Below are 24,833 nucleotides of genomic sequence, written 5' to 3'. Positions count from 1 at the left end.
GGTCGTGATCCTCAGCCGATCACACGGGTGGCCGTGGCATCCAGCTTGGGTGGATTCTCAAAAGTGTGGAAAGGCGCTGGGGAGGGAACTTCCCATTCCAGGCCTTCAGCACCGTCCCAAGGCTTCGCAGCTGCCTTTTCACCCTTGCCACGCATGGCAGGAACAATCACCGCCAGGAAGAAGTAGACCTGCATCAGACCGAAGCCCAGCGCGCCGACCGAGGCAATCGCGTTGAAGTCAGCGAATTGCATGGGGTAGTCGGCGTAGCGGCGGGGCATACCGGCAAGACCCAGGAAGTGCATGGGGAAGAAGGTGATGTTGAACGTGATCAACGAGCCCCAGAAGTGGATCTGGCCGCGCGTTTCAGAGTACATCACACCCGTCCACTTGGGCAGCCAGTAGTAGACACCAGCAAACATGGAGAACAGCGAGCCTGCCACCAGCACGTAGTGGAAGTGGGCCACTACGTAGTACGTGTCTTGCAACTGGATGTCGATGGGAGCCATGGCCAGAATCAGGCCGGTGAAACCACCCATGGTGAACACGAAGATGAAGCCCACGGCGAACAGCATGGGGGTCTCAAAGGTCATGGAGCCGCGCCACATGGTGGCGATCCAGTTGAAGATCTTCACGGCCGTGGGCACGGAGATCAGCATGGTGGCGTACATGAAGAAGAGCTGGCCCGTCACGGGCATGCCCGTCGTGAACATGTGGTGGGCCCACACGATGAACGACAGGATGGCGATGGACGACGTGGCGTACACCATGGAGGCGTAGCCGAACAGCTTCTTGCGGGCAAACGCAGGCACGATCTGGCTGATGATGCCGAAGGCCGGCAAGATCATGATGTACACCTCAGGGTGGCCGAAGAACCAGAAGATGTGCTGGTACATCACCGGGTCACCGCCGCCAGCGGGGTTGAAGAAGCTGGTGCCGAAGTGGCGATCCGTCAGCGTCATGGTGATGGCGCCAGCCAGCACGGGCATCACGGCGATCAGAAGGTAGGCGGTGATGAGCCAGGTCCAGGCGAACATGGGCATCTTCATCAGCGTCATGCCGGGTGCGCGCATGTTCAGGATGGTCACGATGATGTTGATCGAGCCCATGATGGACGAGGCACCCAGGATGTGCATCGCGAAGATGCCGGCATCCATGGAGGGGCCCATCTGCAGCGTCAGCGGCGCATACAGCGTCCAGCCCGCAGCAGGAGCGCCACCGGGCATGAAGAACGATGCCACCAGCATGATGGCCGCAGGGATCATCAGCCAGAAGCTGAAGTTGTTCATGCGGGCAAAAGCCATGTCGGATGCGCCGATCTGCAGCGGGATCATCCAGTTCGCAAAGCCCACGAAGGCCGGCATGATGGCGCCGAACACCATGATCAGACCGTGCATGGTGGTCAGCTGGTTGAACAGCTCGGGGTTCACCAGCTGAAGGCCGGGCTGGAACAGCTCGGCGCGAATCAACAGCGCCAAGACGCCGCCCACCATAAGCATGGCGAAGGCAAACAGCAGGTACAGGGTACCGATGTCCTTGTGGTTGGTGGCATACACCCAGCGGCGCCAGCCGGTGGGACCATGGTGCCCATGGTCGTCGTGTGCGTGGTCGCCCGCATGCCCGTGGTTGTCGAGAACTGCACTCATCTTGGATTCCTCAATACGTTAGGGCGCTGATTACTTGCCGCGCTGGGCCACGATTTCAGCAGGCTGCACCAGCTGGCCGGTCTTGTTGGACCACGAATTCTTGGTGTAGGTGGCAACGGCTGCGATATCGGTATCGCTCAGTTGCGCCCATGCAGGCATGGCACCATTGGCTGCGCCCTTGAGCAGAACCTGGATCTGCTTGACATGGTCCGCGTCCAGCACGATGGCCGAACCGTCCAATGGCTTGATGGGGCCAGCGCCCTTGCCGTTGGCCTGGTGGCAGGCCGCACAGTTGGCGGCATACACCTTCTCGCCACGCTTCATGATGTCGTCCAGCGCCCAGACCTTGGTGGGGTCGTCCAGCTTGGCAGCAGCCTTCTTCTTCTGATCAGCCACCCAGGCGGTGTAGTCCTCAGCAGACACGACCTTCACATGGATGGGCATATAAGCGTGCTCCTTGCCGCACAGCTCGGCGCACTGGCCGTAGTAATCGCCAATCTTCTCGGCGCGGAACCAGGTGTCGCGCACAAAACCAGGGATCGCATCCTGCTTGATACCGAAGGCAGGCACCATGAAGGCGTGGATCACGTCGTTGGCCGTCGTAATGATGCGGATCTTCTTGCCCACCGGCACCACCATCGGGTTGTCCACCTTGAGCAGGTAGTCAGTCGGCGCATCCTTGACATTGCCACTATCGGACATCACGCGATGGCTGCTGTCCAGCGTGGAGATGAAGGCCAGACCCTCACCCTCGCCGGTGATGTAGTCATAACCCCACTTCCACTGGTAACCCGTGGTCTTGATGGTGAGGTCGGCGTTGGTGGTGTCCTTCTGGGCCACCAGCACCTTGGTGGCAGGCAGGGCCATCAGGATCACGATGATGAACGGAACAATGGTCCAGACCACTTCCACCGTCACGGATTCATGGAAATTGGCCGACTTGGCGCCCTTGGAACGGCGGTGTTTCCAAATCGAGTAGAACATCACGGAGAACACTGCAACAAAGATCACCGTGCAGATGATCAGCATCATCCAGTGCAGAAAATGTTGCTCTTCTGCGATCTTGGTGACCGGGGGATGCAGGTTCAGCTGGTTGACTGCAGGGCCGCCAGGCAGGTCCTGAACGGCATGGGCTGCGGAGCCCACCCATGCACCGGCAATCAGCAGCAGAGAAGCCAGCTTGTTGGAAATGCTCTTCATAGTTCTCACTTACTTCTAAGCCTCAATTTAACCAATCCCTTTCGCGCGCCTGCGTGGGGTCAGGCTGCGCGCAAGGCCATGCGGATCTCCGATGCCAGAGCCGGTCGAAGTTCGGGGCGCATGAAGCGCCCCACTTCGACCGTTCGGCCCTGCGCAGACAGCATGATCAGCGAACGGTCCCCAGACTTGGGCTCTACGCGAACCCAACTCCGGTCAAACTCGGCGCGCTCCAGCTTGCCTGCTGTCTCCAGTTCCACTACAAGGCGCGAACCCTGTAGCGAAATCCTCTCGCCATCCGCCGCATGGCGACCGTACATGGCGAATGCAATTCCTACCGCCACCATCTCCAGCCACGCAAAGGGCATGACCAGGCGGGCACCGAGTATCCAGAAGCACGTTGCGATACCCAGGGACACCACACACAAGGACAGATACATCCAGCCCAACTGCACCGGCGTGACCGAACAGTTGCGAACGAGACGCCAGTCAATGCGTTGACCCGACACCGTGGCAAAACGAAAAACCAAGCCCGTCACCAGAAGTGCTCACAAGACTGCCAGCTGGGTGCCTGTCATGCCCAAGGCAAGACAGGCGCAGCCCGCAAAGTTGCGCGGGAAGATGCCCGAAATCTCAATAACCCGGAATTGTAGCGTGCCTTGTTCCATGTCATTGACACGCCGTTACAGGCTAGTTCTCTTTGCCGCCCTGGCGCAACATGGTGCGCATGTCCTGCAGCGACACAGCGCTGCTGGAACTGACGCGCACCCGAGGCGCGGGCTTGAAGGCATGGCCATAAATGATTTCGAAAGTCAGTGCCAACTGACCACCTTGTTGCGGATCTGCCAACCGGTCGGACAGCACTTGGTAGAGCTTCTCGCGCCAGCGCCGACCGCGCAATGAGGGAAAGCGATCAGGGTGCAGATTGCAACCCAGCTCGCGCAGCTCTTGAACCAGCCGCTCGGGCGTGGCAAACGTGAGCGTGATGCGCTCCATGTCCATCACCGGTTCGGCAAAACCGGCGTGCACCAGCATGTCACCCCAATCGTGCATGTCGGTGAAGGCATGCCCTGCCGGGGGCCAGCCCAGCTCGGCATACACCGCATGCAGTTCTCGCAGGGTATCGGGCCCCAGGCACGAGAACATCAGGTAGCCATCCACCGCCAGGGCACGGTGCCATTGCGCGATCAGCGCCTGCGGGTCGGTTGCCGTGTGCAGCGCCATGTTGGCCCACAGCATCTGCACACTCGCATCTGCAGGCATACCCAGCTGGGGGTTGCCTGCGCTCCAGCGCGCAGGGCTCCACCACGGCTTGGCCAGCGCCTGCCGGGCAGAGTCCTCGCAATGGGCTGCCGTTTCGTAGATCTGGCAACGCGCTTTGGGATAGCGTGCGCTCACGAGCGCATGCGCCTGCAGGCCGCCACGCACTGCGTCCCAATGGCACCACGATTCAGGGGCCTGGCGAATCCACTGCAAGCGGTCCTCCATGCGGCGGGCCACTTCTTCATGAAGCCAGGGAGATACGGCGGGGGCTGCTGCATGCCAGCGGGCCGCAGCAACGGGATCAATGGTGGGGGGGCGCTCGGAGGACGTCATGGGCCGCGCGAGTATATTGATTCATGCTTTTTACGGGCCTGACAGGGATTTCGCGCCGTTTCCACACCTGGGCCCACCAGGTGCCCAGCCAGTGCGCGTTCTGCCACACCTGGCCCTCGCAGCGCATCTGCAACGCCTGCGTGGCGCGGTTTGCCCAGCCCACCACGCGCTGCCAGCGCTGCGCCCTGCGGGTGCCTGCAGGGGTAGAGGTCTGCGGCGCCTGCATCCAGACCCCGCCCAGCTTTGATGCCTGCATTGCCGCAGTGGACTACGCCTACCCCTGGGCCGATGCGCTGGCGCAGTTCAAGTTTCGCGGTGATCCGGGCTGGGCCAAGGCGCTGGCCACACTGATACGCAGCACGCCGTGGATGGAACCGGCGCTGGAAGCGGCCGACCGCGTGCTTCCGGTGCCGCTGTCTACCGAGCGCCTGCGCGAGCGGGGCTTCAACCAGTCGGCCCTGCTGGCAAGGCACTTGGCAGGCACCAAAACCGACCACCACACCCTGCTGCGCCTGCACGCCACCGAGGCGCAGAGCAGCCTGCCCCGCGCCCAGCGCCTGCGCAACCTGCGCGGCGCCTTCGCCGTTGAACCCGCCCGCGCGGCAGCCCTGCGCGGCCAGCGGGTGGTGCTGATCGATGACGTGATGACCACCGGTGCCACGCTGCAGGCGGCCACCCTGGCGCTGCGCGAGGCAGGCGTGACGCATGTCACCGCCGCCGTCCTGGCGCGCACGGGGCGCGACTGAGCCCCGCAACCTCGAAGTACCAGCGGGATACTTTTGATTACGAGCGGTTGCTCAACTCACACGCCCAGCGATGACAATTGGCGGCATGTTCCATATCGTCCTCGTCGAACCCGAGATACCGCCCAACACGGGGAATGTGATTCGCCTGGCGGCCAACACGGGGTGCACTCTGCACCTGATCGAGCCGCTCGGGTTCTCGATGGAAGACCGCCAGATGCGCCGTGCGGGGCTGGACTATCACGAATACGCCCAGGTGCAAGTGCATGCAGGCTGGACCGCCTTCCTGCGGGATACCCAACCAGACCCGACCCGCATGTTCGCAATGACCACACACGGCTCGCAGCCCGTGCATTCCACCTGCTTCCTGCCGGGCGACTGGATGGTGTTTGGGGCTGAAACCCGGGGGCTTCCGCCCGAACTGCGCGAGAGTTTTCCGCCCGCACAACGCCTTCGCCTGCCCATGGTGGCGGGCCAGCGCAGCCTGAATTTGTCCAACGCCGTGGCTGTGACGGTGTTCGAAGCCTGGCGCCAGAACAGTTTTGCCATGCCCGACGGCGAAATCGCCGTGGAGCCAGAGGGCACCATCATCAGCGGATTTGCGCAGCTGGGTTGATGCCTGGCTGATTGTTGGTGGGCGCGCCACCCTGGCCGATGGCCTTGGGTTACTTGGCCTGCTGCCCGCGTTGGTCCGCCACGGCCAGGGGCACCTGCTCGCTGAGAAAGTCCAGAAACACCTTGGTGCGCGCGGGCAGCATGCGGCCGGACGGCAGCGCGGCATAGATGGTGTAGCGCGAAAAAATCCACGCCGGCAGGATGTGCACCAGTTCGCCACGGGCCAGGTGTTCCTCGGCCAGCAGGCGCGAGGTAACGGCCACCCCCGCGCCGTCTACCGCCGCGCGCAGAAGCAGCTCGGTGCTGACCGACTGCAGCACTGCCGGCACATCGACCTCTTGCGCGGGCAAGCTGCCGTTGAGCGATTGCAGGCGCAGCTTGCGCGCTGGCCCCAACTGCGCTCGCGCGGCCATGCCGGAGTCGCGCAGATAGTCGTGTTGCAGCAGGTCTTGCGGCTCGCGCGGAATGCCCTTGCGCTCCAGGTAGTCGGGCGATGCAACAACAATCGCCTCCCCCTTCAACAGGGGGCGTGCCACGATGTTGGCATCAAAATCCTCACCCGCCACCATGATGGTCACATCATATTCATCCACCCTCGCCGAGGCATAGGCGTCCAGGTCGATGTCAAGCAACAGCTTGGGGAACTCCGCATGCCACAGCGCCACCATGGGCGCCAGAAAGTTGGTCGCCAGCACCGGCGCCGCAACGATGCGGATGGTGCCGCGCAGATCGCGCGTGTTGGCCGCCGCTGCCGCTTCGGCGTCGTCGATCTCGTGCAGGATGGTGCGTACGCGCTGCAGATAGGCATCACCCGCGTCGGTGAGCGCCAGCTTGCGGGTAGTGCGCTGCAGCAGCCGCGTGCCCAGATGCTGCTCCAGCTCGGCCACCATGCGGGTGACCACAGGGGGTGACATATCCATGGCGCGGGCGGCGGCGGCAAAGCCGCCCTCTTCCACCACACGCTCGAAAATTTTCATGGCTTGCAGTCGGTCCATGGTTCAGACCTCCTGCCCGGTGGCGACCAGGCTCAGGCCGGGGCGCCGAAATTGCGCGCCAAAGACTCGGCCACGCACACCGGCTTGTCGCTGCCCTCGCGCTCCACGGTCACCAGCCAGGTCATCTGCATACCATCGGGCGCTACCGGCTCGGCAGCCTGCAAGGTCAGGCGTGCGCGCAGGCGGCTGCCCACCGGCACCGGTGCCGTGAAGCGCACCTTGTTGAGCCCGTAGTTCACGCCCATGCGCGCGCCCTCGATGGTCAGGCCCGTCTCGAAGAATTGCGGAATCAACGACAGCGTGAGAAACCCGTGCGCAATGGGCGCACCAAACGGCCCGGCCTTGGCACGCTCGGGGTCCACATGGATCCACTGGTGGTCGCCCGTGGCCTGGGCAAACAGGTTGACCTGTTCCTGCGTGATGGTGATCCAGTCGGTCACGGCGACCTCCTGGCCCACGCAGGCGCTGACTTCGGAATAAGAGCGGAAGATTTTCATCGTCGCAATGTAGCCCCGCACCCAGGCGCGCCTTGTCTGCCGGGTGACAGGTGTTTTCCCGAGGGGCTGGTTGTACGTTCTGCTTCACGCTGTCCTTCAAGAATTGAGCCATGCACAGATGCCCTGCCACTGCTCCAGGTCGCGCGCCACGCGGCCGGGCGCCACGTCAAACAGCGTGAGGCCATGCGCCGCCAGGTGGATGTAGTTCTGCGTATCGCGCAGGTAGCCCAGCACCGGGAAGCCCAGGCTGTCCACAAAATGGTGCAGCTGCTCGGCGGCTTTGGTGCGGGCGTCCACGCGCATGCCCACAATGCCGATCTGCACCCCTTCAGCGCGGCGGTGCTCGGCCAGCTGGTCCAGAAAACTGCGCGTGGCAAAGATGTCGAACACGCTGGGCTGCAGCGGCACGATGATCTTGTCGGCCAGCTTGAGCACATCGTTCAGCCGCCAGCCGTGCAGCCCGGCAGGGGTGTCGAGCACCGCGTGCGTGGTGCCCTTGGGCGGGCGGCTGATCACGTCCGAGCTGATGCCATCCCAGGCGCCAATGGGGCGCGCGGCAGGCGGGCGCAGACCCAGCCAGAGCTTGGCGGATTCCTGCCGGTCGGTGTCGCCCAGAATCACGGGATGCCCCTGGCTGGCGTAGTAGCCCGCGATGTTGCTGGACAGTGTGGACTTGCCCACACCACCCTTCGGGTTGGCGACAACAACTACTGGCATGACAACCTCCTTGGAATCTGCGTATCCATGAAAAACCAAGCCAAATCAGCCTCTAGCGCTTTATAGGCATGCGCAAGCAGCTATTAAAATCAAAGCAAAACCATCCTATCAAGCCTGCTGCCCGCCGCGCTTGACGAAGAACAGCCCGGCGCCCACCGCCATCAGCAAGCCGCCAAACACACGGTTTTGCGCCCGCACCGCACGCGCGCTGCGCATCAGGCGGCGCAGCGCGCTGGCCCCCGCAGCGTAGCCGTGCATCACCACCACGTCCACCGTCACCGTGGTGGCTGCCATCACCACCAGCTGCGTCCACAGTGGGCGCGTGTCGGTCATGAACTGAGGTAGCACCGCCACCATGAAGATGATGCCCTTGGGGTTGGTGGCGTTGGTCAAAAAACCCGTGAGGCAGCGTTTTTGCCAGGTGCCGGCCGACTCTGCTTCATCGCCCTGCACCGGCGATTTGTCCCCGGCACGCCACTGCGCAAAGCCCACATAGATCAGATAGCAGGCGCCCAGCACTTTCACCACGCTGAAAGCCACCTCGGACGCCAGCAGCAGCGAACCCACGCCCGCCCCGGCAATCAGCAAAATCAGCAACAGGCCCAGCTGCAGGCCCAGGATGGTGGCGCCCGTCTTGCGCACGCCGTACGACAGCCCATGGCTCATCGACAACACCGCCCCCGACCCCGGCGACACCGCAATCAGGCACGATGCCGCAAAAAAAGCCAGCCAAGTCTGAAAGTCCATGAATCACCAAGCCCGTGTGCGAAGAAGGGCGAGCATCTTAACAACGCCCCCGTGTCGCTGCCATGATCTGGATAAAAATGCCTGCTAGCGCTTGACCATAAAGCGCTACCAGCTATCAAAATAGAAGCATTTCAATGCTATGCCACGCGCACCCCCGCATCGCTACGGCAATGCCAGAATCCTGACACGCCCACGCCCGCCCGTCCGCCCCCTGCGACGCCCCTCCCAACGCCACCACTATTGCCGCGCCTCCATGGAACACGCCCCCACCTGGCTCACCTACGGTTTCCTGTACCTCACCGCTGCCGTGCTGGCCGTGCCCATCGCCAAGGCGCTGGGCCTCGGCGCCATCATTGGCTACCTGGCGGCGGGCATCGCCATCGGGCCCTGGGGCCTGGGGCTGGTCAGCAACGTGCAGGACATCCTGCACTTTGCCGAGTTCGGCGTGGTGCTCATGCTCTTCCTGGTCGGGCTGGAGCTGCAACCCAGCCGCCTGTGGGCGCTGCGCCGCCCCATCTTCGGCACCGGCACGGCCCAGGTGCTGGGCTGCGCAGCCGTGCTGTTTGCACTGGGCGCGCTGGCCGGCCTACCCTGGCGCGTGAGCCTGGTGGGCGCACTGGGCCTGGCGCTGTCGTCCACGGCGATTGCGCTGCAGGTGCTGGCCGAGCGCAACCTGATGCGCACCAGCAGCGGCCAGGCAGGCTTTTCGATCCTGCTGTTCCAGGACGTGGCGGCCATCCCCATCCTGGCGCTGCTGCCGGTGCTGGGCGCTGCCGCGGGTGACGGGGCGGGCCACTCGCCAGGTGAGATCGTGCTGGAGGTGCTCAAGATCGTCGGCGTGATCGCCGCCATCATCCTCGGCGGGCGCCTGCTGCTGCGCCCCGTGCTGCGCTGGATCGCCAAGAGCAACACCCCCGAAATCTTCACCGCCGCCGCGCTGCTGCTGGTGGTGGGCATTGCCTACCTGATGGTGCTGGTGGGCCTGTCGATGGCGCTGGGCGCCTTCCTTGCCGGTGTGCTGCTGGCCGACAGCGAATACCGGCGCGAGCTGGAGGCCGACATCGAACCCTTCAAGGGCCTGCTGCTCGGGCTGTTCTTCATCGCCGTGGGCATGAGCATCGACTTCGGCGTGATCCTGCGCTCGCCCGGTCTCATGGCCGCCATCCTGGTCGGCTTCCTCGCGGCCAAGGCCGTGGTCATCTACACCCTGGCCAAGGTGGTTGAAATCCCTTACCAGGAGCGCCCCGTCTTCACCCTGCTGCTGGCCCAGGGCGGCGAGTTTGCGTTTGTGGTGTTCCAGGCCGCTGCGGGCGCCAGCGTGTTCCCGGCAGAGACCGCCTCGCTGCTCATCGGCGCCGTGGCGCTGTCGATGCTGATCAGCCCCCTGCTGCTTGTGGTGATGGACCGCGTGCTGCTGCGCCGCTACGCACAGCTCAAAAACACAACGCCCCAGGCCGAAGAAATTTCCGAACCCCAAGAGGCGCCCATCATCATCGCGGGCTTCGGCCGCTACGGGCAGATCGTCTCGCGCGTGCTGCTGGCCCAAGGCATCCCCACCACCGTGCTCGACCACAGCGTGGACATGCTGGAAGTGGCGCGCACCTTCGGCTACCGCGTGTTCTACGGCGACGCCACGCGGCTCGACCTGCTGCGCATCGCCGGGGCCGAACACGCGCGCATCCTCGTGGTGGCAGTGGACGATGCCGAGCAGTCACTGCAGATCGCCAAGCTGGCGCGCGAGCACTTCCCGCACCTGCAAATCGTGGCCCGCGCTCGCGACATCAGCCACTGGAACAAGCTGCGCGACCTGGGCGTGACCCTGGTCCAGCGCGAGCTGTTCGAGTCCAGCCTGCAAAGCGCCCACACCGTGCTGGAGCTGATGGGCCTGCCCCCCGCGCAGGCCACCGCCATCACCCAGCGCTTTCGCACCCACAACATCGCCCTGGCCGACCGCATGTACCCGCACTACAAAGACCGCGCCAAATTCATCGCCGTCGCGCGAGAAGGCCGCAACCAGTTTGCGGAGCAGATGGCGCGGGAGCGGCAGGAAAGTGCGGCGTTGAATGCGGCGGGAGGGGCGTACCCAGGGTATGGCGGGGCGGAGGGGGCCGAGGATGGGGAGGGGGCTACCTCTATCCAAAAATTGGATTGAAAATAGGCTTCTCCGCTTGACCATCATGACCTTTTAGCTATACATTTAATAGCAAAAAGATCTCATGCGGTGCGGAGGGCTCCAGAAAGCGCATCTGCAGGGGTGACCAGCTCAACAAAGTGGGTGCAAACCGCTTTCGCGCCAGTTACAAATCGCTTTCGCGCCACCCATTTGGCGCGATTTCTTTTCGCGACACACAAACTGACGCATCGGTGCAGGCCTACTGACATCCAGCGCACCAGCCTAATCGTTAGGTCAATGCCTAGACGTCAAGCACCGCAAGATTTGCTTCTGGGGCATGTCGCAACTTACGCTATGAGCCCCAAGCGGCCTCTTGCGTTAGTTCAGCTGACCGGAGCGAGAATGCGAGCAAAACTACCGGGGAGCTTTTCTTGACCACCGTTGCCATCACCCCTGCAATCAACGTCAGCAATAACGATGGCTTCGTGCTGTTTGGCGGCGTGAACGTACTCGAGTCCAAGGACATGGCGCTGCTCGCTGCGGAGGAATACGTCCGAGTCACCCGAAAGCTTGGCATCCCCTATGTCTTCAAGGCGAGCTTTGACAAGGCGAATCGCTCCTCTATCCACTCGTTCAGAGGCCCGGGCTTGGAAGAGGGTCTGAGAATGTTCGAGGCGGTCAAGGCAGAGTTTGGTGTTCCCGTCATCACCGACGTGCACGAACCATGGCAGGCGAATCCCGTCGCTGAAGTCGTGGATGTTTTACAGCTGCCTGCGTTTCTCGCTCGCCAGACTGATTTGGTCGTGGCTCTTGCCAGGACGGGCAAGGTCATCAACGTCAAGAAGCCTCAGTTCCTGAGCCCACCGCAAGTGCTCAACATCGTCGAAAAAATCAGAGAAGCCGGTAGTTCTCCCGTCATTCTGTGCGACCGAGGAACCTGCTTCGGCTATGACAACCTGGTAGTGGACATGCTTGGCTTCGGAGTGATGAAGAAGGTCACCGGAAACTTACCTGTCATCTTCGACGTTACCCATGCCCTACAGCAACGCGAGGCGAACGCTGCCGTCTCTGGCGGTCGCCGTGACCAAGTGGTTGAACTGGCCCGCGCCGGTCTAGCAACAGGGTTGGCAGGACTCTTTCTTGAAGCACATCCCGACCCGCAACAGGCCAAATGCGATGGTCCCAGCGCTCTGCCGTTGGACCAGTTAGAGCCTTTCCTCGCACAGTTGAAAGATCTGGACGACTTGGTGAAGTCATTCGCGCCTTTGCATATCCGCGCCTGAATGTGACATCGCGAATCAACAAATTCGATCTCGGCCGCTTGGGCTGCGGGCTGTGTTGAAGGGCGGCTCCTGGCCGAAGGCAGAAGTCTAGCCTCGGAGTTCAGATTGGGCTGCTGGCGGGGCCGCGTGCTGCTACATGGATTGCAACTTCGTTTCAACGATACGTTTCGCGTTGTCCCGAGATAGCCCAAACAGTCCCAGTTTTCGCGCCGCATGGCGGTGGTGGTTATCTCAACTCCCTCAAGAAGGTACTGCGGCTTCTCGCACTCCAGTCATTTCATTGCAGAATTTCAAACGATAACCATTCGCATTATAATTCATCACTTTCTCGCCAGCCAACGTCCCCTGCCACGTGAGCCAGCGCCCCCAGCGTTTGTTGTCCGCTCACCTCCATCGGGACCCCCATGTCTTCTCAGCCCCTGCGCCTCGCGCACGCCCCGCGCTTGCCATCCGTCCGCGCGGCCACTCTTTTCACCCTGACCCCGCTGGCCCTGTGCCTCGCCCAAGCAGCTATCGCACAGCAGTCCAGCACACCGGCAGCAGACGCGACAACAGGCGCGCCCCAGCTGCAAGAAGTCCGCATCAACGCCAGCACTGAAAAAGACATGGGCTTTGCGCCCGTGGAGGCACAGACCGCCAGCAAGGCGCCCATGCGGCGGTTGGAAACGCCGCAGTCCGTCAGCGTGGTCACGCGTGAGCAAATGGAATCCCGGCAGATCACCAACGTGCAGCAAGCGCTGCAGACCGTGGCGGGGGTAAGCCCGGTCAACTTTGGGCGCCGGGGGTTTGACGACATCAATATCCGTGGCTTTCGCTCCACCGAATCCATCCTAGTCGATGGCCTGGTGCAGAGCCCGGGCATGTGGGCCAAGCTGCAGCCCTATGGCTACGAGCGTTTCGAGGTGCTCAAGGGCTCGGCGTCGGTGCTGTATGGCCAGGTGCAGCCCGGCGGCATTGTCAATGCGGTGAGCAAGCGGCCCAAGAAGGAAGCGATCAACGAGGTGGGCGTGGAGGTGGGCAGTTTCGGCCAGCGCACGCTGCAGGCCGACATCAACCGACCACTGTCCGAATCGGGCAAGTCGGCGCTGCGCATCAATGCGCATGTCTCCAACGTGGACGACCCCACACAGTTCGTCTACCGCAAGGACCGGTGGTTCGCGCCATCGCTCTCCATCGACCTGGGCCCGCAGACCGACCTGGTGCTGTTTGCCACCTACAGCCAGAGCCAATGGATGCGCCAGCAGGGCATCACGCCCTATGGCACGCTGCTACCCAACCGCAACGGCACGTTGCCCGTCACGATGTTCACGGGCGACCCAAGTTTTGGCGGGTATGACGTAGAGAGCAAAACCGTGGGCTACTCGCTGGAGCACAAGATGTCGGAGGCCATGACCTTCCGCCAGAACGTGCGCTACGAGACCGAGAAGGGCACAGGCAACTTTGTCTCCAACCAGGCGCTGCACGCCAACCAGCGGCTGCAGAACCGCCAGGCCTCGCGCCAGTACATGGACTACGACCTGCTGGCCACCGACACCTCGCTGCTGTCGCGCTTTGAAGCGCTGGGCGTGAAGCACCAGCTGGTGACGGGCCTCGATGCGCGCAGCGGCACCAGTCTGCTGGCCAGCCGCACCTGCCGCATCGGTGCGCTGGACCTGTTTGCACCCGTGTATGGCATGCAGGCCACCTGCCCCGAGGCGCTGACGCAGGATGCGCCCGCCAAACTCACCGTGGCCGGGCTGTATGCGCAGGACCAGATCAAGTTTGGCCAGGGCTGGACGGCCCTGGTGGGCCTGCGCCGCGACTGGTCCACCACCGATACGAACAACCGCGTGGCCAACACGCAGACGCGCCAGAAGGACAACGCCACCACGCTGTCGGCCGGGCTGGTGTACGAGTTCAAGCCCGGCTGGGCCGCGTATGGCAGCTATGGCGAGTCGTTCCTGCCCCAGTCGGGCCTGACGTTTGGCGGATCGACCTTTGTGCCCGAAACCGGCAAGCAGTGGGAGGCGGGCGTGAAGTACGAAGCCCCCGGCGGCCAGGTCACCGGCGCGCTCGCCGTGTTTGACCTCGTGCGCGAGAACGTGACCACGGCCGACCCGGTGAACACGGGCTTCAGCGTGCAGACCGGCGAGCAGCGCGCACGCGGGCTGGAGCTGGAGCTGGGCGCGGACCTGAAGAACGGCTGGAAGATCACCAGTGCCTACACCTACACGCAGACCAAGGTCACGCGTGACACCAACACTGCCATCGTGGGCAAGCCTCTCAACCTCACGCCACGCCACACGCTCACGGCCTGGGCCACCTACAAGCTGCCGCAGTACCAGCGCGTGACGCTGGGCCTGGGCGGGCGGTATGTGAGCGAGCAGATCGGCTCGTACCCGTTCACGCTGCCGTCGTACTTTGTGGCCGATGCGTCCATCAGCTACGTGGGCGACAACTACCGCGTGACGGCAGGCGTGAAGAACGTGTTCAACAAGGCGTATTACGACGGCGCGATCAACGCCAACGTGGTCTCGCCCGCGTTGCCACGCAACATCAGCCTGGGCGTGACGTACTTCTTCTGACGCAGCGCCAAAACCCCGCCACCGCGAGCCGACCATGACCAGCCAGCGCACGCTCAACCGTCTCTTCACCCTGCACTCCTGGGCGGGCATCGTCACGGGGCTGTTGATGTTCATCGTGTGCTTTTCGGGCGCGGTGGTGGTGTTCAAGCACGAGATCGACCTGTGGGCCAACCCGTCGCTGGCCCAGCTGCCGCGCGCTGAGAAGCCCGCTCCGCTCGACGCGGTGCTGGCGCAGCTGCATACCCACTACCCCGGCGCGACGGTGGAAACCATTGCGTTGCCCGATGCGGTCAACCCCAGCTACTTCGCCTTTGTGCGCGAGCGCGGAGCCCCTGCCAACACGCGCACCAAGGTGGCCTTGCGCTCCGACACCGGCACGGTGGTGGGCCCGGTGAACAGCCAGCTGGGCCAGTACCTGCGCATGCTGCATGTGTTCCTGTTCTTCGGGCCGCGGTGGATCGTGGGTTTCCTCGGGGTGGCGATGCTGGTGCTGATTGCCACGGGCATCGTCATCCACCGCAAGATCCTGGCCGAGCTGTTCACCCAGCGCTGGGGCCGCAGCTTTCGGGTGGTGATGTCGGACCTGCACAAGTCCGCAGGCATCTGGGGGCTGGGCTTTCACATCCTGATCGCGGCCACAGGCGCATGGATGGGGCTGGCGCCGCTGTTTGAGCAGGGCTACCAATACATCACCACCCCTGCAGCAATGACGGCCACCAAGCCTGCGCGCAAGGCCGAGGCCAGCGAGCCCGTGCCCATGCAGTCGCTGGATGCGCTGTACGCCACCGCGCAGCAGGCCGTGCCGGGGCTGGAGGCGCGCTATGTGTCGCTGCGCCGCTGGGGCACAGGCACCGCCGAGGCGGGCTTCACCGGCAACCTGAGCGACCACCTGGCCAGCACCGCGCGGGTGGACATCCACGCTGCCACCGGCGTACCCAAGAAGGTGCATGACCCGCGCACGGCGGGCTTCTGGTCGCTGGTCAATGGGCTGATGGAGCCCCTGCACTTTGGCGACTTTGGCGGGCTGGCGCTGAAATGGCTCTATTTCTTTCTGGGCATGACGCCCGCGTTCCTGTCCATCTCGGGCACGCTGATCTGGCTGGATGCGCGCCAGCAGCGCAGGCGCGAGGCGGAGGCTGCGCAGGCCACAGCGGGCGGCATCGCGGCGGCAGGCTGACACCAACCAGCGTCTCTCTCACAGCGTCACAGCTTCGCCCACCATGCAACGTTTCTTTCTGGCCCTGCACGCCACCACGCCCTCCGCGCTGATCGTGGCGGTGTTTATGCACCTGTGGGGGCCTGCGGGCCTGCCCTCGCTGGCGCAACGGCCCGTGTGGGCGGTGTGGGCACTCATCGGCGTGTGGCTGCTGCTGTCGGCAGCGGCGGCGTGGGCGCTGCGCACGCTGGCGCTGTGGCGCGTCTCGCTGGGTAGCGCGGGCGTGCTGCTGGCCGTGGCCGGTGTGGCCGGGCTGGTGCTGGGCAGTGCCCAAGGACCCGCCATGTTGGTCAGCCTGGTCGCCATGGGGCTGATCTGCGGGGGCATCGCGGGTTTTATCGGGCCCCAGCGGGTGCAGGCGCACCGGCGCAGGGCGTCGCGGTCTGCGGCCGTGGCCCGACCGGGCTCTGCAGTGCACACAACCACCGCCCCCCCGCGCTGGCACCCACGCGGCTGGGCCCGCTGGGTGGGGTCAGCCCACTGGCCCTTCTGGCTGACCGGTGTGCTAGCGGTGGAATCCTTCCGCCTGGCCCACATCGTGGCGACCGAGCCCGCACGTTCGTCGGGCATGCTGGGCCTGCTGCTCGCCTTCTTCGTGGCCCTGCCCGCTGCCACCTTGCGCCACTGGACGCCCCGCACCGCCGTGCTGCTGTGGGCACTGGCCGCGTTGGCCTATGGCGGCCTGGCGGCCAAGGCGGGGATGGTGCAGTGGGCAGTGGCGTCGGCGCTGTGTGCCCTGGCTGTGGGGGCACCGCTGCGGTGGCGCGCAGGACAGGCGTGGTGGGCGCTGCGCTGGCGGCGGGCGGGCCACGGGGCGCCGCACGCGCCCAACCCAGGGCCCGACCGCCACCCGCCGGAGGCCGCATGAACGAACTCATCGGCGCCAGCGCCGCGCTGGCCTCATTGATTGCACTGACCCGCTGGGCGCGCACCGTGCCCACGCGCGCCTGGGGCGACGGCACGCCCCCAGCCACTGCGGCATCCCGGCGCGCCTGGGCGGTGGTTCTGGCTACCCTGGTGCTGCAGGCCCTCGCGGCCACCGCTGCGGCGGGGCTGGCGGCGGGGCTGGCGCTGGTGGTGGCGGCCTGGATGGTGCTGGGCTGGCTGCTGGTGCTGGCCATGAACCAATGGCCCGCCAGCAGCCTGCGCTGGGGACACCGCCTGGGCGCACTGGGCGGCACAGGCTGTTTGCTGGCGCTGGCCTGGCAGCTTCTTCGGGCGGGGGGCTTGGTGTCATGAAGCACCCCAGTTGCCCAAGAGCAGGGACATTGGCGGATTGTTTTTGAATAAAAACAGGCCCCAGCGCTTGATCAGCAAGCGCTATAAGCTATATTTTCAATAGCAAAAATTGACAGGCAGCGTGCTGCCAGCCCCTGCCCGCTCCCACAGCGCCACGGCACAATCGCGCCCATGGACCTGCCGCTCGACGCCCCCTGGATTCACACCCTGCGCTTCACGCTGGAAGTGGCCGCCACCATCGCGTTTGCCCTGTCGGGCGTGATCATGGCCGCGCGCAAGCGTCTCGATGCCGTGGGCGTGTGTGTCGTGGCCTTTGTGGCCGCGTTTGGCGGGGGCACGCTTCGCGACCTGCTGCTGGACCAGCGGCCTTTCTTCTGGATCCGCCACACCGAATTCGTATGGGGCATTCTGGCGCTGTGCATCGGCGCCATGCTGTTCATGCGCCAGCGGCACTTTCAGCCCACCGAGCGTGCCATGCTGCTGCCCGACGCCATTGGCCTGGGCCTGTTCGCCGCCGTGGGCGTGGACATTGCCACCGCCATCGGCATGCCGCCCATCATCAGCGTGATGATGGGCGTGACCACGGGCGTGTTTGGCGGCGTGCTGCGCGACGTGCTGTGCAACGAAGTGCCCCAGGCCTTCAGCGACCACCGCCCCTACGCGCTGTGCGCGTTTGCCGGTGGCTGGGCCGACGTGGCGCTGCGCCAGCTGCAGGCGCCCGACTGGGCACCGCTGTTGGTCTGCGTGCTGCTCACGGCCGGGCTGCGCGGGCTGGCGCTGTGGCGCAACTGGGAGCTGCCGGCCTGGCGGGTGTGACCGGCCTGCGCATCGGCCTCGCCTCCTCCGGGCTGGCGCACCCGTGACAGCATGCTGAACCCAAGGCCCGCACACTGGGCCGGTTCGATACCAGGAGACACGCCCGATGACCACGCTTGCGCCCTCGCCCGCCACCCTCGCCCCCACTGCACTCATCGACAGCGACGCCCCTGCAGTGCAGGCCTTTGCGGAGCAACACGCGCGCGGCGCCACCGACCGCGAGCGCGCCGTGGCCCTGTACCTGGCCGTGCGTGACGGCTTTCGCTACGACCCCTACCGCATCGACCTCTCCCCCCAGGGCATGACCGCCAGCACGGTGCTGGCCAACGGCTACGGCTGGTGTGTGCCCAAGGCCGCGCTGCTCACCGCTGCTTGCCGCGCAGCAGGTATCCCGGCGCGCATGGGGTTTGCGGATGTGAAAAACCACCTGAGCACCGAGCGCATGCGCGAGACGATGAAAACCGACCTTTTCATCTGGCACGGCTACACCGACATCTGGCTGGATGGCGCCTGGCGCAAGGCCACGCCCGCGTTCAACATCGAGCTGTGCGAGCGCTTTGGGCTGCTGCCGCTGGAGTTCGATGGCGAAAACGATTCGATCTACCACCCGTTCGACAAGACCGGCCAGCGCCACATGGAGTACGTACGCCAGCGCGGCGCCTTTGACGACATGCCGCTGGCGCAGATCGTGGCGGACTTTCGCACGGTGTACAGCGGCTGGCTGCCCGAGGACGGCGCCACCCACAGCAGCCTGGAGGGCGCCAGCTTTGCGCAGGATGTGGAGAAGGAGGCCCGCGCATGAGCAGCCACGCCGAGATCCCACCGGGCTTTGCGCCGCTGCAGTCCGGCGGCCCGTTCATCCAGCACAACGGCCCGCTCTACCTGCGCCACGAAGGCAGCGTGGTGCAGTTCGGCTTTCGCGTGGAGCGCCGCCATGTGAACCCCATGAACAACCTGCACGGCGGCATGATGGCCAGCTTTTGCGACATGCTGCTGCCGCTGTCGGTGCACCGCAAAAGCGACCAGGTGGCCGACCGCTTCCTGCCCACCGTCAGCCTGCAGATCGACTACCTGGCCCCCGCGCCGCTGGGCGCCTGGGTGCAGGGCGAGGCCGAGCCGCTGCGCGTCACGCGTTCGCTGGTGTTTGCTCAGGGACTGGTGACGGCCGATGGCGAGCCCTGTGCGCGGGTGAGCGGGGTGTTCAAGATCGGGCCTGCGGTGCCCAGCGACGCGGTGGAGTAAACGCCGACAGCCCGACAGGCCTGCGCCCCTTTTGGCGTTGCGCCAGTTACGGTATGCCCAACGCACCCACGACGTACTCCACAAACCGCGCCAGCTTGGGCAGTTGCCTCCGGTCGGGCGCATAGACCAGCTGCACGGGCCGCGGCGCGGGCAGGCAGGGCTGCATCACGGGCACCAAGGCGCCGCTGGCCAGGTCGTCGGCCAGTAGCACCTCGGGTTGCATGATCAGGCCGAGCCCGCGCAACGCGGCCTGGCGCAGGCCGTCGCCCTGGTTGCAAGTCAGGCGGGCGTTCTCAGGCCAGAAGAACTCCGTGTCGCCGTCGCGCAGCGTCCATTCAACGCGGCGCTGCCACACCGAGTGGCTGAGGCACTGGTGGCTATCCAGGTCGGCCGCGCACTCGGGCGTGCCGTGGCGCTGCAGGTAGGCGGGTGCTGCGGCAATCACCATGCGATAGGGGCGCAGCGGGCGCGCCACCAGGCCCTCGTTCACCACCTGGCCAATGCGCACGGCCACGTCAAAGCCCTCGCCCGCCAGGTCCACCACGCTGTCGGTGAGCTGCAGGTCCACACGCACCTGGTCGTGGCGCTGCAGAAAGTCGGCCACCAGCGGCGCGATCACATGATTGCCCAGCGTGAAGGGCGCACTCACCCGCAGCAGGCCCTGCGGCACGGCGCGGCTGCGCTCCACGGCAGATTCGGCCCAGCGCACCTGCTCCAGCACGCGCTTGCTGTCTTCGTAGAACGCGGCGCCCACCTCGGTCAGGCTGTTCTGGCGCGTGCTGCGCTGGAACAGGCGCGCGCCCAGGTGGGTTTCGAGCTGCTGAATGTGCTTGCCCACCATCACCGCCGATATCTGCAGCTGCCGCGCGGCGGCGGCAAAGCTGCCCGCCTCCACCACGGCCACCATGACTTCCATGTTGCGCAGCTTGTCCATGGTTCCTGGATATTCCTAATCAATAGTTAGCACAAGCATAACTTGCACGTACTTTATGCATTGATTGATTAGCAAAAGAATCGGGCTGTCAGTCCTTCATCAACCCTTTTTGACACCCAAGGAAAACACCATGTCCAAGATTCTTCTCATCGGCGCCAGCGGCACCATCGGCCAGGCCGTGCAGGCCAACCTGGGCGCACGCCACGACGTGATCACCGTCGGCCGCAGCAGCGGCGAGCACCGTGCGGACTTCTCGCAGCCAGGCTCGGTCGCAAAGCTCTTCGAGGCGGTGGGCAAAGTCGATGCCATTGTGAGCACTGCAGGCAACCTGCACTTTGGCCCGCTGACGGAAATGACGGCCGAGCAGTTCAACCTGGGCCTGCAGGACAAGCTCCTGGGCCAGGTGCAGCTGGCGCTGGTCGGTCAGAAGTATTTGAACGATGGCGGCTCCATCACGCTGACGGCGGGCATCCTATCGATCGAGCCCATCCGCAACGGCGCCAATGCCACGGCGGTGAACGCGGCCATCGAGGGCTTTGTGGCCGCTGCCGCCATTGAGCTGCCGCGCGGCCTGCGCATCAACGCCGTGAGCCCCACCATCCTCACCGAATCCGTGGGCGTGTACGGGCCGTTCTTCCCAGGGTTTGACACAGTGTCTGCCGAGCGTGCCGCGCGCGGCTACCAGCGCAGCGTGGAAGGGGCGCAGACGGGGCGGGTGTACCGGGTACAGTGAGCCACACCACCTGGATTTGAAAGAAAAAATAGCTGCTGCCGCCCGTCTAACAAGCGGCAGCAGCTATCAACTTGGTAGCTGCGGTGATCAAAGGCGCAGATCAGTCGAGACTTGCGCCCGACTCCTTCACCACCTTGCCCCACTTCACCGACTCGGCCTGGATGAAGGCGGCGAACTGCGCGGGCGTTTCGCTCATGGCTTCCGCGCCCTGGTCATTGATCTTCTTCTTCACATCGGCCTGGTTCAGCACCTTGACCAACGCGGTGTTCAGCTTGGCCAGCACTGGCGCGGGCGTGCCTGCGGGGGCAAACATGCCGAACCACGACGTGGCTTCGTAGCCCGCCACACCCGCTTCGGCGATGGTCGGCACATTGGGCAGCTCGGGTGAGCGCTTGGCGGTGGTCACGGCAATGGGCACCAGTTTGCCGCTACGAACATGCTGGATGGCCGAGGGCATGTTGTCGAACATGATGCCGATCTGGTTGCCCAGCAGGTCGGTGACAGCGGGTGCGCTGCCCTTGTAGGGCACGTGCACCATGTCCACCTTGGCGAGACTCTTGAACAGCTCGCCCGACAGATGGATGGAGCTGCCGCTGCCCGACGAACCGAAGTTGAGCTTGCCGGGGTTGGCCTTGGCGTAGGCAATCAACTCGGGCACCGTCTTGAACGGCTGGGCGGGGTTGGCCACCAGCAGGTTCGGCACATTGGCCACGCGGGTCAGCGGCGCGAAGTCCTTCACGGGGTCAAACGGCATCTTCTTGTACAAGCTGGCATTGATGGCGTGCGTGCCCACCGTGCCCATGAAGAGTGTGTAGCCGTCCGCCGGGGCCTTGGCAGCCATGGAGCCGCCAATGTTGCCGCCCGCGCCTGCGCGGTTGTCGACGATGACGGACTGGCCGAGTTCGGTGGTCAGCGCCTGGCCGATGATGCGGGCCAGGATGTCGGTGGTGCCGCCTGCGGCAAAGGGCACGACGATGGTGACGGGCTTGGTGGGGAAGGCCTGCGCCATTGCTGCGCTGCTGCCCATCAGGCCAGCACCGGCGATGGCGGCGATGCCAGCACAGGCTGCAGCCGACAGCGCGAAGCGGCGGGTGGTGTGGATGGAACGGGTCATGGTTTGTCTCCTTCAAGAAGGTGGATGAATGAATGGGTCGGTGCCACCAGTGCTGCGTTGGTCCGCGTCTGGCCGCGCCATGGCCTCAACCGGGCGCCGAAGCCTCCGGGCGAGAACGGGGGTGCGCCCCCTGCGGAGCGGCAGGGAAGATCAGTTCAGGTTGCTAAACAGGCGCCACTCCCAGCGTGGTGCCGCCGCACACGTACAGCACCTGCCCGGTCACGAATCCGTTGTCGGGCGAGAGGAAGAACAGCGCTGCGCGCGCCACGTCGTCGGGCGTGCCCATGCGGCCCACGGCAATGCTGTTCAGGATGCGCTGCGTCTGCGGCGCACCCTCAGGGTTGCTCTGTCGGAAGAGTTCAGTCGCAATCGGGCCGGGGCCGATGGCGTTGACGGTGATGCCGTCACGCCCCAGCTCCATGGCCAGCGTGCGTGTCATGCCGATCATTCCAGCCTTGGTGGCGGAGTACACGATGCGCTCGCCCTTGCCCAGCGCTGCGCGCGACGACATGTTGACGATGCGGCCCTGCCCGCTGGCGCGCAGCGTGGGCAGGAACGCTTGCACCAGCAGCATGGGCGCGCGCAGGTGCAGGCCCACCACGTCGTCGAGCTGCGCCGTGGTGGCGGTGTCGATGGTGCCAGGGCGCGTGGCGCCCGCGTTGTTCACCAGCGCTGTCACGTTGTGCTTGGCCGCAATCTCGGCCGCGCGTTCGCGGGTCGATGTTTCGTCGGTCAGGTCTCCCTGGTACGAGGTGAGTTGCGGGTGGCTCCACGTGGGCAACACGTAGTCCAGGTTGACCACCGCGTGGCCCTGGGCCAGAACGGCCTCGGCGATGGCGCGGCCGATGCCGTTGCTGGCGCCGGTGACGACCGTGACGGGAGTGCTTTTATCCATCGCTGTCACACGCGCTCCAGGATGATGGCAATGCCCTGCCCCACGCCGATGCACATGGTGCACAGCGCGTACTGGCCGGCGTGTTCGTGCAGGCGGTTGACGGCGGTGGTGACCAGGCGCGCGCCGCTGGCGCCCAGGGGGTGGCCCAGCGCAATGGCGCCGCCCCAGGCGTTGACACGCGCGTCGTCGTCCTTCAGGCCCAAGGCGCGCAGCACGGCCAGGCCCTGCGCGGCAAAGGCTTCGTTGAGTTCGATCACGTCCATGTGGTCGATGGTCAGGCCCGTCTGCGCCAGCACCTTCAGGGTGGCAGGCGTGGGGCCAAAGCCCATGATGCGCGGCGCCACACCGGCTACGGCCATGCCCACCACGCGGGCGCGGGGCTTGAGGCCATATTTGGCAGCGTTGGCTTCATCGGCCAGCAGCAGCGCGCAGGCGCCGTCGTTCACGCCGCTGGCGTTGCCCGCCGTCACCGTGCCATCGGGCCGCACCACGCCCTTGAGCTTGGCCAGCGCTTCCAGGCTGGTCTCACGCGGGTGTTCGTCCTGGCTCACGATGATCGCGTCGCCCTTCTTTTGCGGGATGTGCACGGGCACGATCTCGCGCGCCAGGTGGCCTGCCTTGATGGCAGCCACGGCGTTGAGCTGGCTGCGCAGGGCCATCTGGTCCTGGGCTTCGCGCTCAATCTTGAAGTCCGTCGCCACGTTCTCGGCGGTTTCGGGCATGGAGTCCACACCGTACTTTTCCTTCATCAGCTTGTTGACAAAGCGCCAGCCAATCGTCGTGTCATACACCGCGTTGTTACGGCTGAAGGCGCTCTCGGCCTTGGGCATGACAAAGGGGGCGCGGCTCATGCTCTCCACACCGCCCGCGATCATCAGACCCGCCTCGCCCGCCTTGATGGCGCGCGCTGCGGTGCCCACGGCATCGAGCCCCGAACCGCACAGGCGGTTGATGGTGGCGCCGGCCACGTCGATCGGCAGGCCCGCCAGCAGGCTGCTCATGTGGGCCACGTTGCGGTTGTCTTCACCGGCCTGGTTGGCGCAGCCGTAGAGCACGTCGGTCACGGCCGCCCAGTCCACGCCGGGGTTGCGCTCCATCAGCGCCTTGATGGGTATGGCACCCAGGTCGTCGGTGCGCACGCTGGAGAGCGCGCCGCCGTAGCGGCCAAAGGGGGTGCGGATGGCGTCGCAGATGAAGGCTTGGCGTTGTGTGCTCATGGTTTTGTCTCCTCGGTTCTCGGGTGGGTTTGATAGGTCGGTCAGATCGCCGTGGCCTGCGGGGCTCGGATGGGCAGGCCCACCAGTTGCTCCAGCTCGGCCAGTGTCAGCCCGGGCACGGTGTCGATGAGCTGCAGCCCTGTGGGCGTGCAGGCCAGTGTGCACAGATCGGTGTAGATGCGCTTCACGCACGCGACACCGGTGAGCGGGTAGGTGCATTGCGTCACGATCTTGCTGGCGCCCTGCTTGGTCAGCAGATCCATCATCACCCAGGTCTGCTTGGCGCCGATGGCAAGGTCCATCGCGCCGCCCACGGCGGGGATGGCGCCGGGCTCGCCCGTGCTCCAGTTGGCCAGGTCGCCCGTTGCGCTGACCTGGAAGGCACCCAGCACGCAGATGTCCAGGTGGCCGCCGCGCATCATCGCGAAGCTGTCGGCGTGGTGGAAGTACGCGCCGCCGGGCAGCAGCGTGACGGGCTGCTTGCCCGCGTTGATCAGGTCGTAGTCCTCCAGCCCCGCCGCGGGCGCAGGGCCCATGCCCAGGATGCCGTTTTCGCTTTGCAGGATGACCTCGCGGCCCGCGGGAATGTGGTTGGCCACCAGGGTCGGCTGGCCGATGCCCAGGTTGACGTACGCGCCGTCGTGGATGTCTTGCGCCACGCGTTTCGCCAGTTCGTCTTTACTACGCTTTTGATAGCTACTCACGCTTACTCCTCAG

The 24,833-nt window shown here is 65.0% G+C and carries 25 protein-coding genes; 12 read left to right on the top strand and 13 right to left on the bottom strand.

Annotation, left to right across the window (positions count from 1 at the left end; genetic code table 11):
* Positions 1-11 precede the first annotated feature (11 nt).
* The 4 genes from ctaD to AC2YJX_RS23665 all read right to left on the bottom strand — a co-directional run bounded on the left by ctaD (position 12) and on the right by AC2YJX_RS23665 (position 4,436).
* The gene (gene ctaD, locus AC2YJX_RS23680; protein WP_055398585.1) at positions 12-1,643 is read right to left on the bottom strand and encodes a cytochrome c oxidase subunit I; all 1,632 of its coding nucleotides are present in this window, start codon (positions 1,641-1,643) and stop codon (positions 12-14) included.
* A gap of 30 nt (positions 1,644-1,673) precedes the next feature.
* Positions 1,674-2,843: a cytochrome c oxidase subunit II gene (gene coxB / locus AC2YJX_RS23675; RefSeq protein ID WP_055398584.1), complete on the bottom strand. Its 1,170-nt coding sequence runs from the start codon at positions 2,841-2,843 to the stop codon at positions 1,674-1,676.
* A 59-nt stretch (positions 2,844-2,902) separates the two neighbouring features.
* The gene (locus AC2YJX_RS23670; RefSeq protein WP_121420957.1) at positions 2,903-3,379 is read right to left on the bottom strand and encodes a DUF2244 domain-containing protein; all 477 of its coding nucleotides are present in this window, start codon (positions 3,377-3,379) and stop codon (positions 2,903-2,905) included.
* 151 nt (positions 3,380-3,530) lie between these two features.
* Positions 3,531-4,436, bottom strand: coding sequence for a biotin synthase (locus AC2YJX_RS23665; RefSeq protein ID WP_431150421.1), 906 nt, complete (start codon positions 4,434-4,436; stop codon positions 3,531-3,533).
* A 23-nt stretch (positions 4,437-4,459) separates the two neighbouring features.
* Between AC2YJX_RS23665 and AC2YJX_RS23660 the strand changes: the two genes are divergently transcribed.
* On the top strand, positions 4,460-5,182 hold the full coding sequence (locus AC2YJX_RS23660; protein WP_487257446.1) for a ComF family protein: 723 nt from the start codon (positions 4,460-4,462) through the stop codon (positions 5,180-5,182).
* Positions 5,183-5,267: 85 nt separating this feature from the next.
* Positions 5,268-5,795 (top strand): tRNA (cytidine(34)-2'-O)-methyltransferase, encoded by a 528-nt coding sequence (locus AC2YJX_RS23655; RefSeq protein WP_055398580.1) that lies wholly within the window; start codon positions 5,268-5,270, stop codon positions 5,793-5,795.
* Positions 5,796-5,844: 49 nt separating this feature from the next.
* Here the strand turns inward: AC2YJX_RS23655 and AC2YJX_RS23650 are convergent, their stop codons facing one another.
* The 4 genes from AC2YJX_RS23650 to AC2YJX_RS23635 form a co-directional block, all read right to left on the bottom strand.
* On the bottom strand, positions 5,845-6,789 hold the full coding sequence (locus AC2YJX_RS23650) for a LysR family transcriptional regulator (protein ID WP_431150428.1): 945 nt from the start codon (positions 6,787-6,789) through the stop codon (positions 5,845-5,847).
* A gap of 32 nt (positions 6,790-6,821) precedes the next feature.
* The gene (locus AC2YJX_RS23645) at positions 6,822-7,286 is read right to left on the bottom strand and encodes a MaoC family dehydratase (protein ID WP_056066019.1); all 465 of its coding nucleotides are present in this window, start codon (positions 7,284-7,286) and stop codon (positions 6,822-6,824) included.
* Between the two features lie 96 nt (positions 7,287-7,382).
* Positions 7,383-8,003 carry a nucleotide-binding protein gene (locus AC2YJX_RS23640; protein ID WP_487257445.1) on the bottom strand — a complete coding sequence of 207 codons (621 nt, stop codon included), beginning with the start codon at positions 8,001-8,003 and terminating at the stop codon, positions 7,383-7,385.
* A 108-nt stretch (positions 8,004-8,111) separates the two neighbouring features.
* A complete protein-coding gene (locus AC2YJX_RS23635; RefSeq protein ID WP_487257444.1) occupies positions 8,112-8,750 on the bottom strand; it encodes a LysE family translocator in 639 nt (212 codons plus the stop codon).
* A 253-nt stretch (positions 8,751-9,003) separates the two neighbouring features.
* Between AC2YJX_RS23635 and kefC the strand changes: the two genes are divergently transcribed.
* The 9 genes from kefC to AC2YJX_RS23590 all read left to right on the top strand — a co-directional run bounded on the left by kefC (position 9,004) and on the right by AC2YJX_RS23590 (position 19,223).
* On the top strand, positions 9,004-10,902 hold the full coding sequence (gene kefC / locus AC2YJX_RS23630; protein ID WP_487257443.1) for a glutathione-regulated potassium-efflux system protein KefC: 1,899 nt from the start codon (positions 9,004-9,006) through the stop codon (positions 10,900-10,902).
* A 392-nt stretch (positions 10,903-11,294) separates the two neighbouring features.
* A complete protein-coding gene (gene kdsA, locus AC2YJX_RS23625) occupies positions 11,295-12,146 on the top strand; it encodes a 3-deoxy-8-phosphooctulonate synthase (protein ID WP_487257442.1) in 852 nt (283 codons plus the stop codon).
* A gap of 404 nt (positions 12,147-12,550) precedes the next feature.
* Positions 12,551-14,710 carry a TonB-dependent siderophore receptor gene (locus AC2YJX_RS23620; RefSeq protein WP_487257441.1) on the top strand — a complete coding sequence of 720 codons (2,160 nt, stop codon included), beginning with the start codon at positions 12,551-12,553 and terminating at the stop codon, positions 14,708-14,710.
* Positions 14,711-14,744: 34 nt separating this feature from the next.
* Positions 14,745-15,887, top strand: a complete 1,143-nt coding sequence (locus AC2YJX_RS23615; RefSeq protein ID WP_487257440.1) for a PepSY-associated TM helix domain-containing protein — start codon at positions 14,745-14,747, stop codon at positions 15,885-15,887.
* Between the two features lie 43 nt (positions 15,888-15,930).
* Complete coding sequence (locus AC2YJX_RS23610) at positions 15,931-16,794, top strand: hypothetical protein (RefSeq protein ID WP_487257439.1); 864 nt, start codon at positions 15,931-15,933, stop codon at positions 16,792-16,794.
* On the top strand, positions 16,791-17,165 hold the full coding sequence (locus AC2YJX_RS23605; RefSeq protein ID WP_436131360.1) for a hypothetical protein: 375 nt from the start codon (positions 16,791-16,793) through the stop codon (positions 17,163-17,165). Before AC2YJX_RS23610 ends, AC2YJX_RS23605 begins: the two co-directional genes overlap by 4 nt.
* 171 nt (positions 17,166-17,336) lie before the next feature.
* On the top strand, positions 17,337-17,981 hold the full coding sequence (locus AC2YJX_RS23600) for a trimeric intracellular cation channel family protein (protein WP_487257438.1): 645 nt from the start codon (positions 17,337-17,339) through the stop codon (positions 17,979-17,981).
* 106 nt (positions 17,982-18,087) lie between these two features.
* A complete protein-coding gene (locus AC2YJX_RS23595) occupies positions 18,088-18,783 on the top strand; it encodes a transglutaminase-like domain-containing protein (RefSeq protein ID WP_487257437.1) in 696 nt (231 codons plus the stop codon).
* Positions 18,780-19,223: a PaaI family thioesterase gene (locus tag AC2YJX_RS23590; protein WP_487257436.1), complete on the top strand. Its 444-nt coding sequence runs from the start codon at positions 18,780-18,782 to the stop codon at positions 19,221-19,223. The genes AC2YJX_RS23595 and AC2YJX_RS23590 overlap by 4 nt, the downstream gene beginning before the upstream one ends.
* A 46-nt stretch (positions 19,224-19,269) precedes the next feature.
* Here the strand turns inward: AC2YJX_RS23590 and AC2YJX_RS23585 are convergent, their stop codons facing one another.
* The gene (locus AC2YJX_RS23585) at positions 19,270-20,157 is read right to left on the bottom strand and encodes a LysR substrate-binding domain-containing protein (RefSeq protein ID WP_487257435.1); all 888 of its coding nucleotides are present in this window, start codon (positions 20,155-20,157) and stop codon (positions 19,270-19,272) included.
* Between the two features lie 130 nt (positions 20,158-20,287).
* Here AC2YJX_RS23585 and AC2YJX_RS23580 point away from each other — a divergent pair, with 130 nt between their 5' ends.
* On the top strand, positions 20,288-20,890 hold the full coding sequence (locus AC2YJX_RS23580; protein ID WP_487257434.1) for a short chain dehydrogenase: 603 nt from the start codon (positions 20,288-20,290) through the stop codon (positions 20,888-20,890).
* A gap of 100 nt (positions 20,891-20,990) precedes the next feature.
* Here AC2YJX_RS23580 and AC2YJX_RS23575 read toward each other — a convergent pair whose 3' ends face one another.
* The 4 genes from AC2YJX_RS23575 to AC2YJX_RS23560 all read right to left on the bottom strand — a co-directional run bounded on the left by AC2YJX_RS23575 (position 20,991) and on the right by AC2YJX_RS23560 (position 24,820).
* Entirely contained in the window at positions 20,991-22,004 is a 1,014-nt protein-coding gene (locus AC2YJX_RS23575) for a Bug family tripartite tricarboxylate transporter substrate binding protein (protein WP_487257433.1), read from the bottom strand.
* A 163-nt stretch (positions 22,005-22,167) separates the two neighbouring features.
* Entirely contained in the window at positions 22,168-22,899 is a 732-nt protein-coding gene (locus AC2YJX_RS23570; protein WP_487257432.1) for an SDR family NAD(P)-dependent oxidoreductase, read from the bottom strand.
* Between the two features lie 5 nt (positions 22,900-22,904).
* Positions 22,905-24,116 carry a 3-oxoadipyl-CoA thiolase gene (pcaF, locus tag AC2YJX_RS23565; protein ID WP_436077658.1) on the bottom strand — a complete coding sequence of 404 codons (1,212 nt, stop codon included), beginning with the start codon at positions 24,114-24,116 and terminating at the stop codon, positions 22,905-22,907.
* Positions 24,117-24,157: 41 nt separating this feature from the next.
* Entirely contained in the window at positions 24,158-24,820 is a 663-nt protein-coding gene (locus AC2YJX_RS23560; protein ID WP_487257431.1) for a 3-oxoacid CoA-transferase subunit B, read from the bottom strand.
* Positions 24,821-24,833: the final 13 nt, after the last annotated feature.

It is taken from the genome of Acidovorax sp. SRI_002 (genome assembly GCF_057586455.1).
The sequence above is the reverse complement of the archived record's forward strand: the minus strand, read 5'-3'. Positions and strand labels throughout refer to the sequence as shown.

What these genes read in the sequence shown, in the direction of transcription:
- ctaD (WP_055398585.1), bottom strand. Translation starts at nt 1,643, where the DNA reads ATGAGTGCAGTTCTCGACAACCACGGGCATGCGGGCGACCACGCACAC.
- coxB (WP_055398584.1), bottom strand. Translation starts at nt 2,843, where the DNA reads ATGAAGAGCATTTCCAACAAGCTGGCTTCTCTGCTGCTGATTGCCGGT.
- AC2YJX_RS23665 (WP_431150421.1), bottom strand. Translation starts at nt 4,436, where the DNA reads ATGACGTCCTCCGAGCGCCCCCCCACCATTGATCCCGTTGCTGCGGCC.
- AC2YJX_RS23660 (WP_487257446.1), top strand. Translation starts at nt 4,460, where the DNA reads ATGCTTTTTACGGGCCTGACAGGGATTTCGCGCCGTTTCCACACCTGG.
- AC2YJX_RS23655 (WP_055398580.1), top strand. Translation starts at nt 5,268, where the DNA reads ATGTTCCATATCGTCCTCGTCGAACCCGAGATACCGCCCAACACGGGG.
- AC2YJX_RS23650 (WP_431150428.1), bottom strand. Translation starts at nt 6,789, where the DNA reads ATGGACCGACTGCAAGCCATGAAAATTTTCGAGCGTGTGGTGGAAGAG.
- AC2YJX_RS23645 (WP_056066019.1), bottom strand. Translation starts at nt 7,286, where the DNA reads ATGAAAATCTTCCGCTCTTATTCCGAAGTCAGCGCCTGCGTGGGCCAG.
- AC2YJX_RS23640 (WP_487257445.1), bottom strand. Translation starts at nt 8,003, where the DNA reads ATGCCAGTAGTTGTTGTCGCCAACCCGAAGGGTGGTGTGGGCAAGTCC.
- AC2YJX_RS23635 (WP_487257444.1), bottom strand. Translation starts at nt 8,750, where the DNA reads ATGGACTTTCAGACTTGGCTGGCTTTTTTTGCGGCATCGTGCCTGATT.
- kefC (WP_487257443.1), top strand. Translation starts at nt 9,004, where the DNA reads ATGGAACACGCCCCCACCTGGCTCACCTACGGTTTCCTGTACCTCACC.
- AC2YJX_RS23620 (WP_487257441.1), top strand. Translation starts at nt 12,551, where the DNA reads ATGTCTTCTCAGCCCCTGCGCCTCGCGCACGCCCCGCGCTTGCCATCC.
- AC2YJX_RS23615 (WP_487257440.1), top strand. Translation starts at nt 14,745, where the DNA reads ATGACCAGCCAGCGCACGCTCAACCGTCTCTTCACCCTGCACTCCTGG.
- AC2YJX_RS23610 (WP_487257439.1), top strand. Translation starts at nt 15,931, where the DNA reads ATGCAACGTTTCTTTCTGGCCCTGCACGCCACCACGCCCTCCGCGCTG.
- AC2YJX_RS23605 (WP_436131360.1), top strand. Translation starts at nt 16,791, where the DNA reads ATGAACGAACTCATCGGCGCCAGCGCCGCGCTGGCCTCATTGATTGCA.
- AC2YJX_RS23600 (WP_487257438.1), top strand. Translation starts at nt 17,337, where the DNA reads ATGGACCTGCCGCTCGACGCCCCCTGGATTCACACCCTGCGCTTCACG.
- AC2YJX_RS23595 (WP_487257437.1), top strand. Translation starts at nt 18,088, where the DNA reads ATGACCACGCTTGCGCCCTCGCCCGCCACCCTCGCCCCCACTGCACTC.
- AC2YJX_RS23590 (WP_487257436.1), top strand. Translation starts at nt 18,780, where the DNA reads ATGAGCAGCCACGCCGAGATCCCACCGGGCTTTGCGCCGCTGCAGTCC.
- AC2YJX_RS23585 (WP_487257435.1), bottom strand. Translation starts at nt 20,157, where the DNA reads ATGGACAAGCTGCGCAACATGGAAGTCATGGTGGCCGTGGTGGAGGCG.
- AC2YJX_RS23580 (WP_487257434.1), top strand. Translation starts at nt 20,288, where the DNA reads ATGTCCAAGATTCTTCTCATCGGCGCCAGCGGCACCATCGGCCAGGCC.
- AC2YJX_RS23575 (WP_487257433.1), bottom strand. Translation starts at nt 22,004, where the DNA reads ATGACCCGTTCCATCCACACCACCCGCCGCTTCGCGCTGTCGGCTGCA.
- AC2YJX_RS23570 (WP_487257432.1), bottom strand. Translation starts at nt 22,899, where the DNA reads ATGGATAAAAGCACTCCCGTCACGGTCGTCACCGGCGCCAGCAACGGC.
- pcaF (WP_436077658.1), bottom strand. Translation starts at nt 24,116, where the DNA reads ATGAGCACACAACGCCAAGCCTTCATCTGCGACGCCATCCGCACCCCC.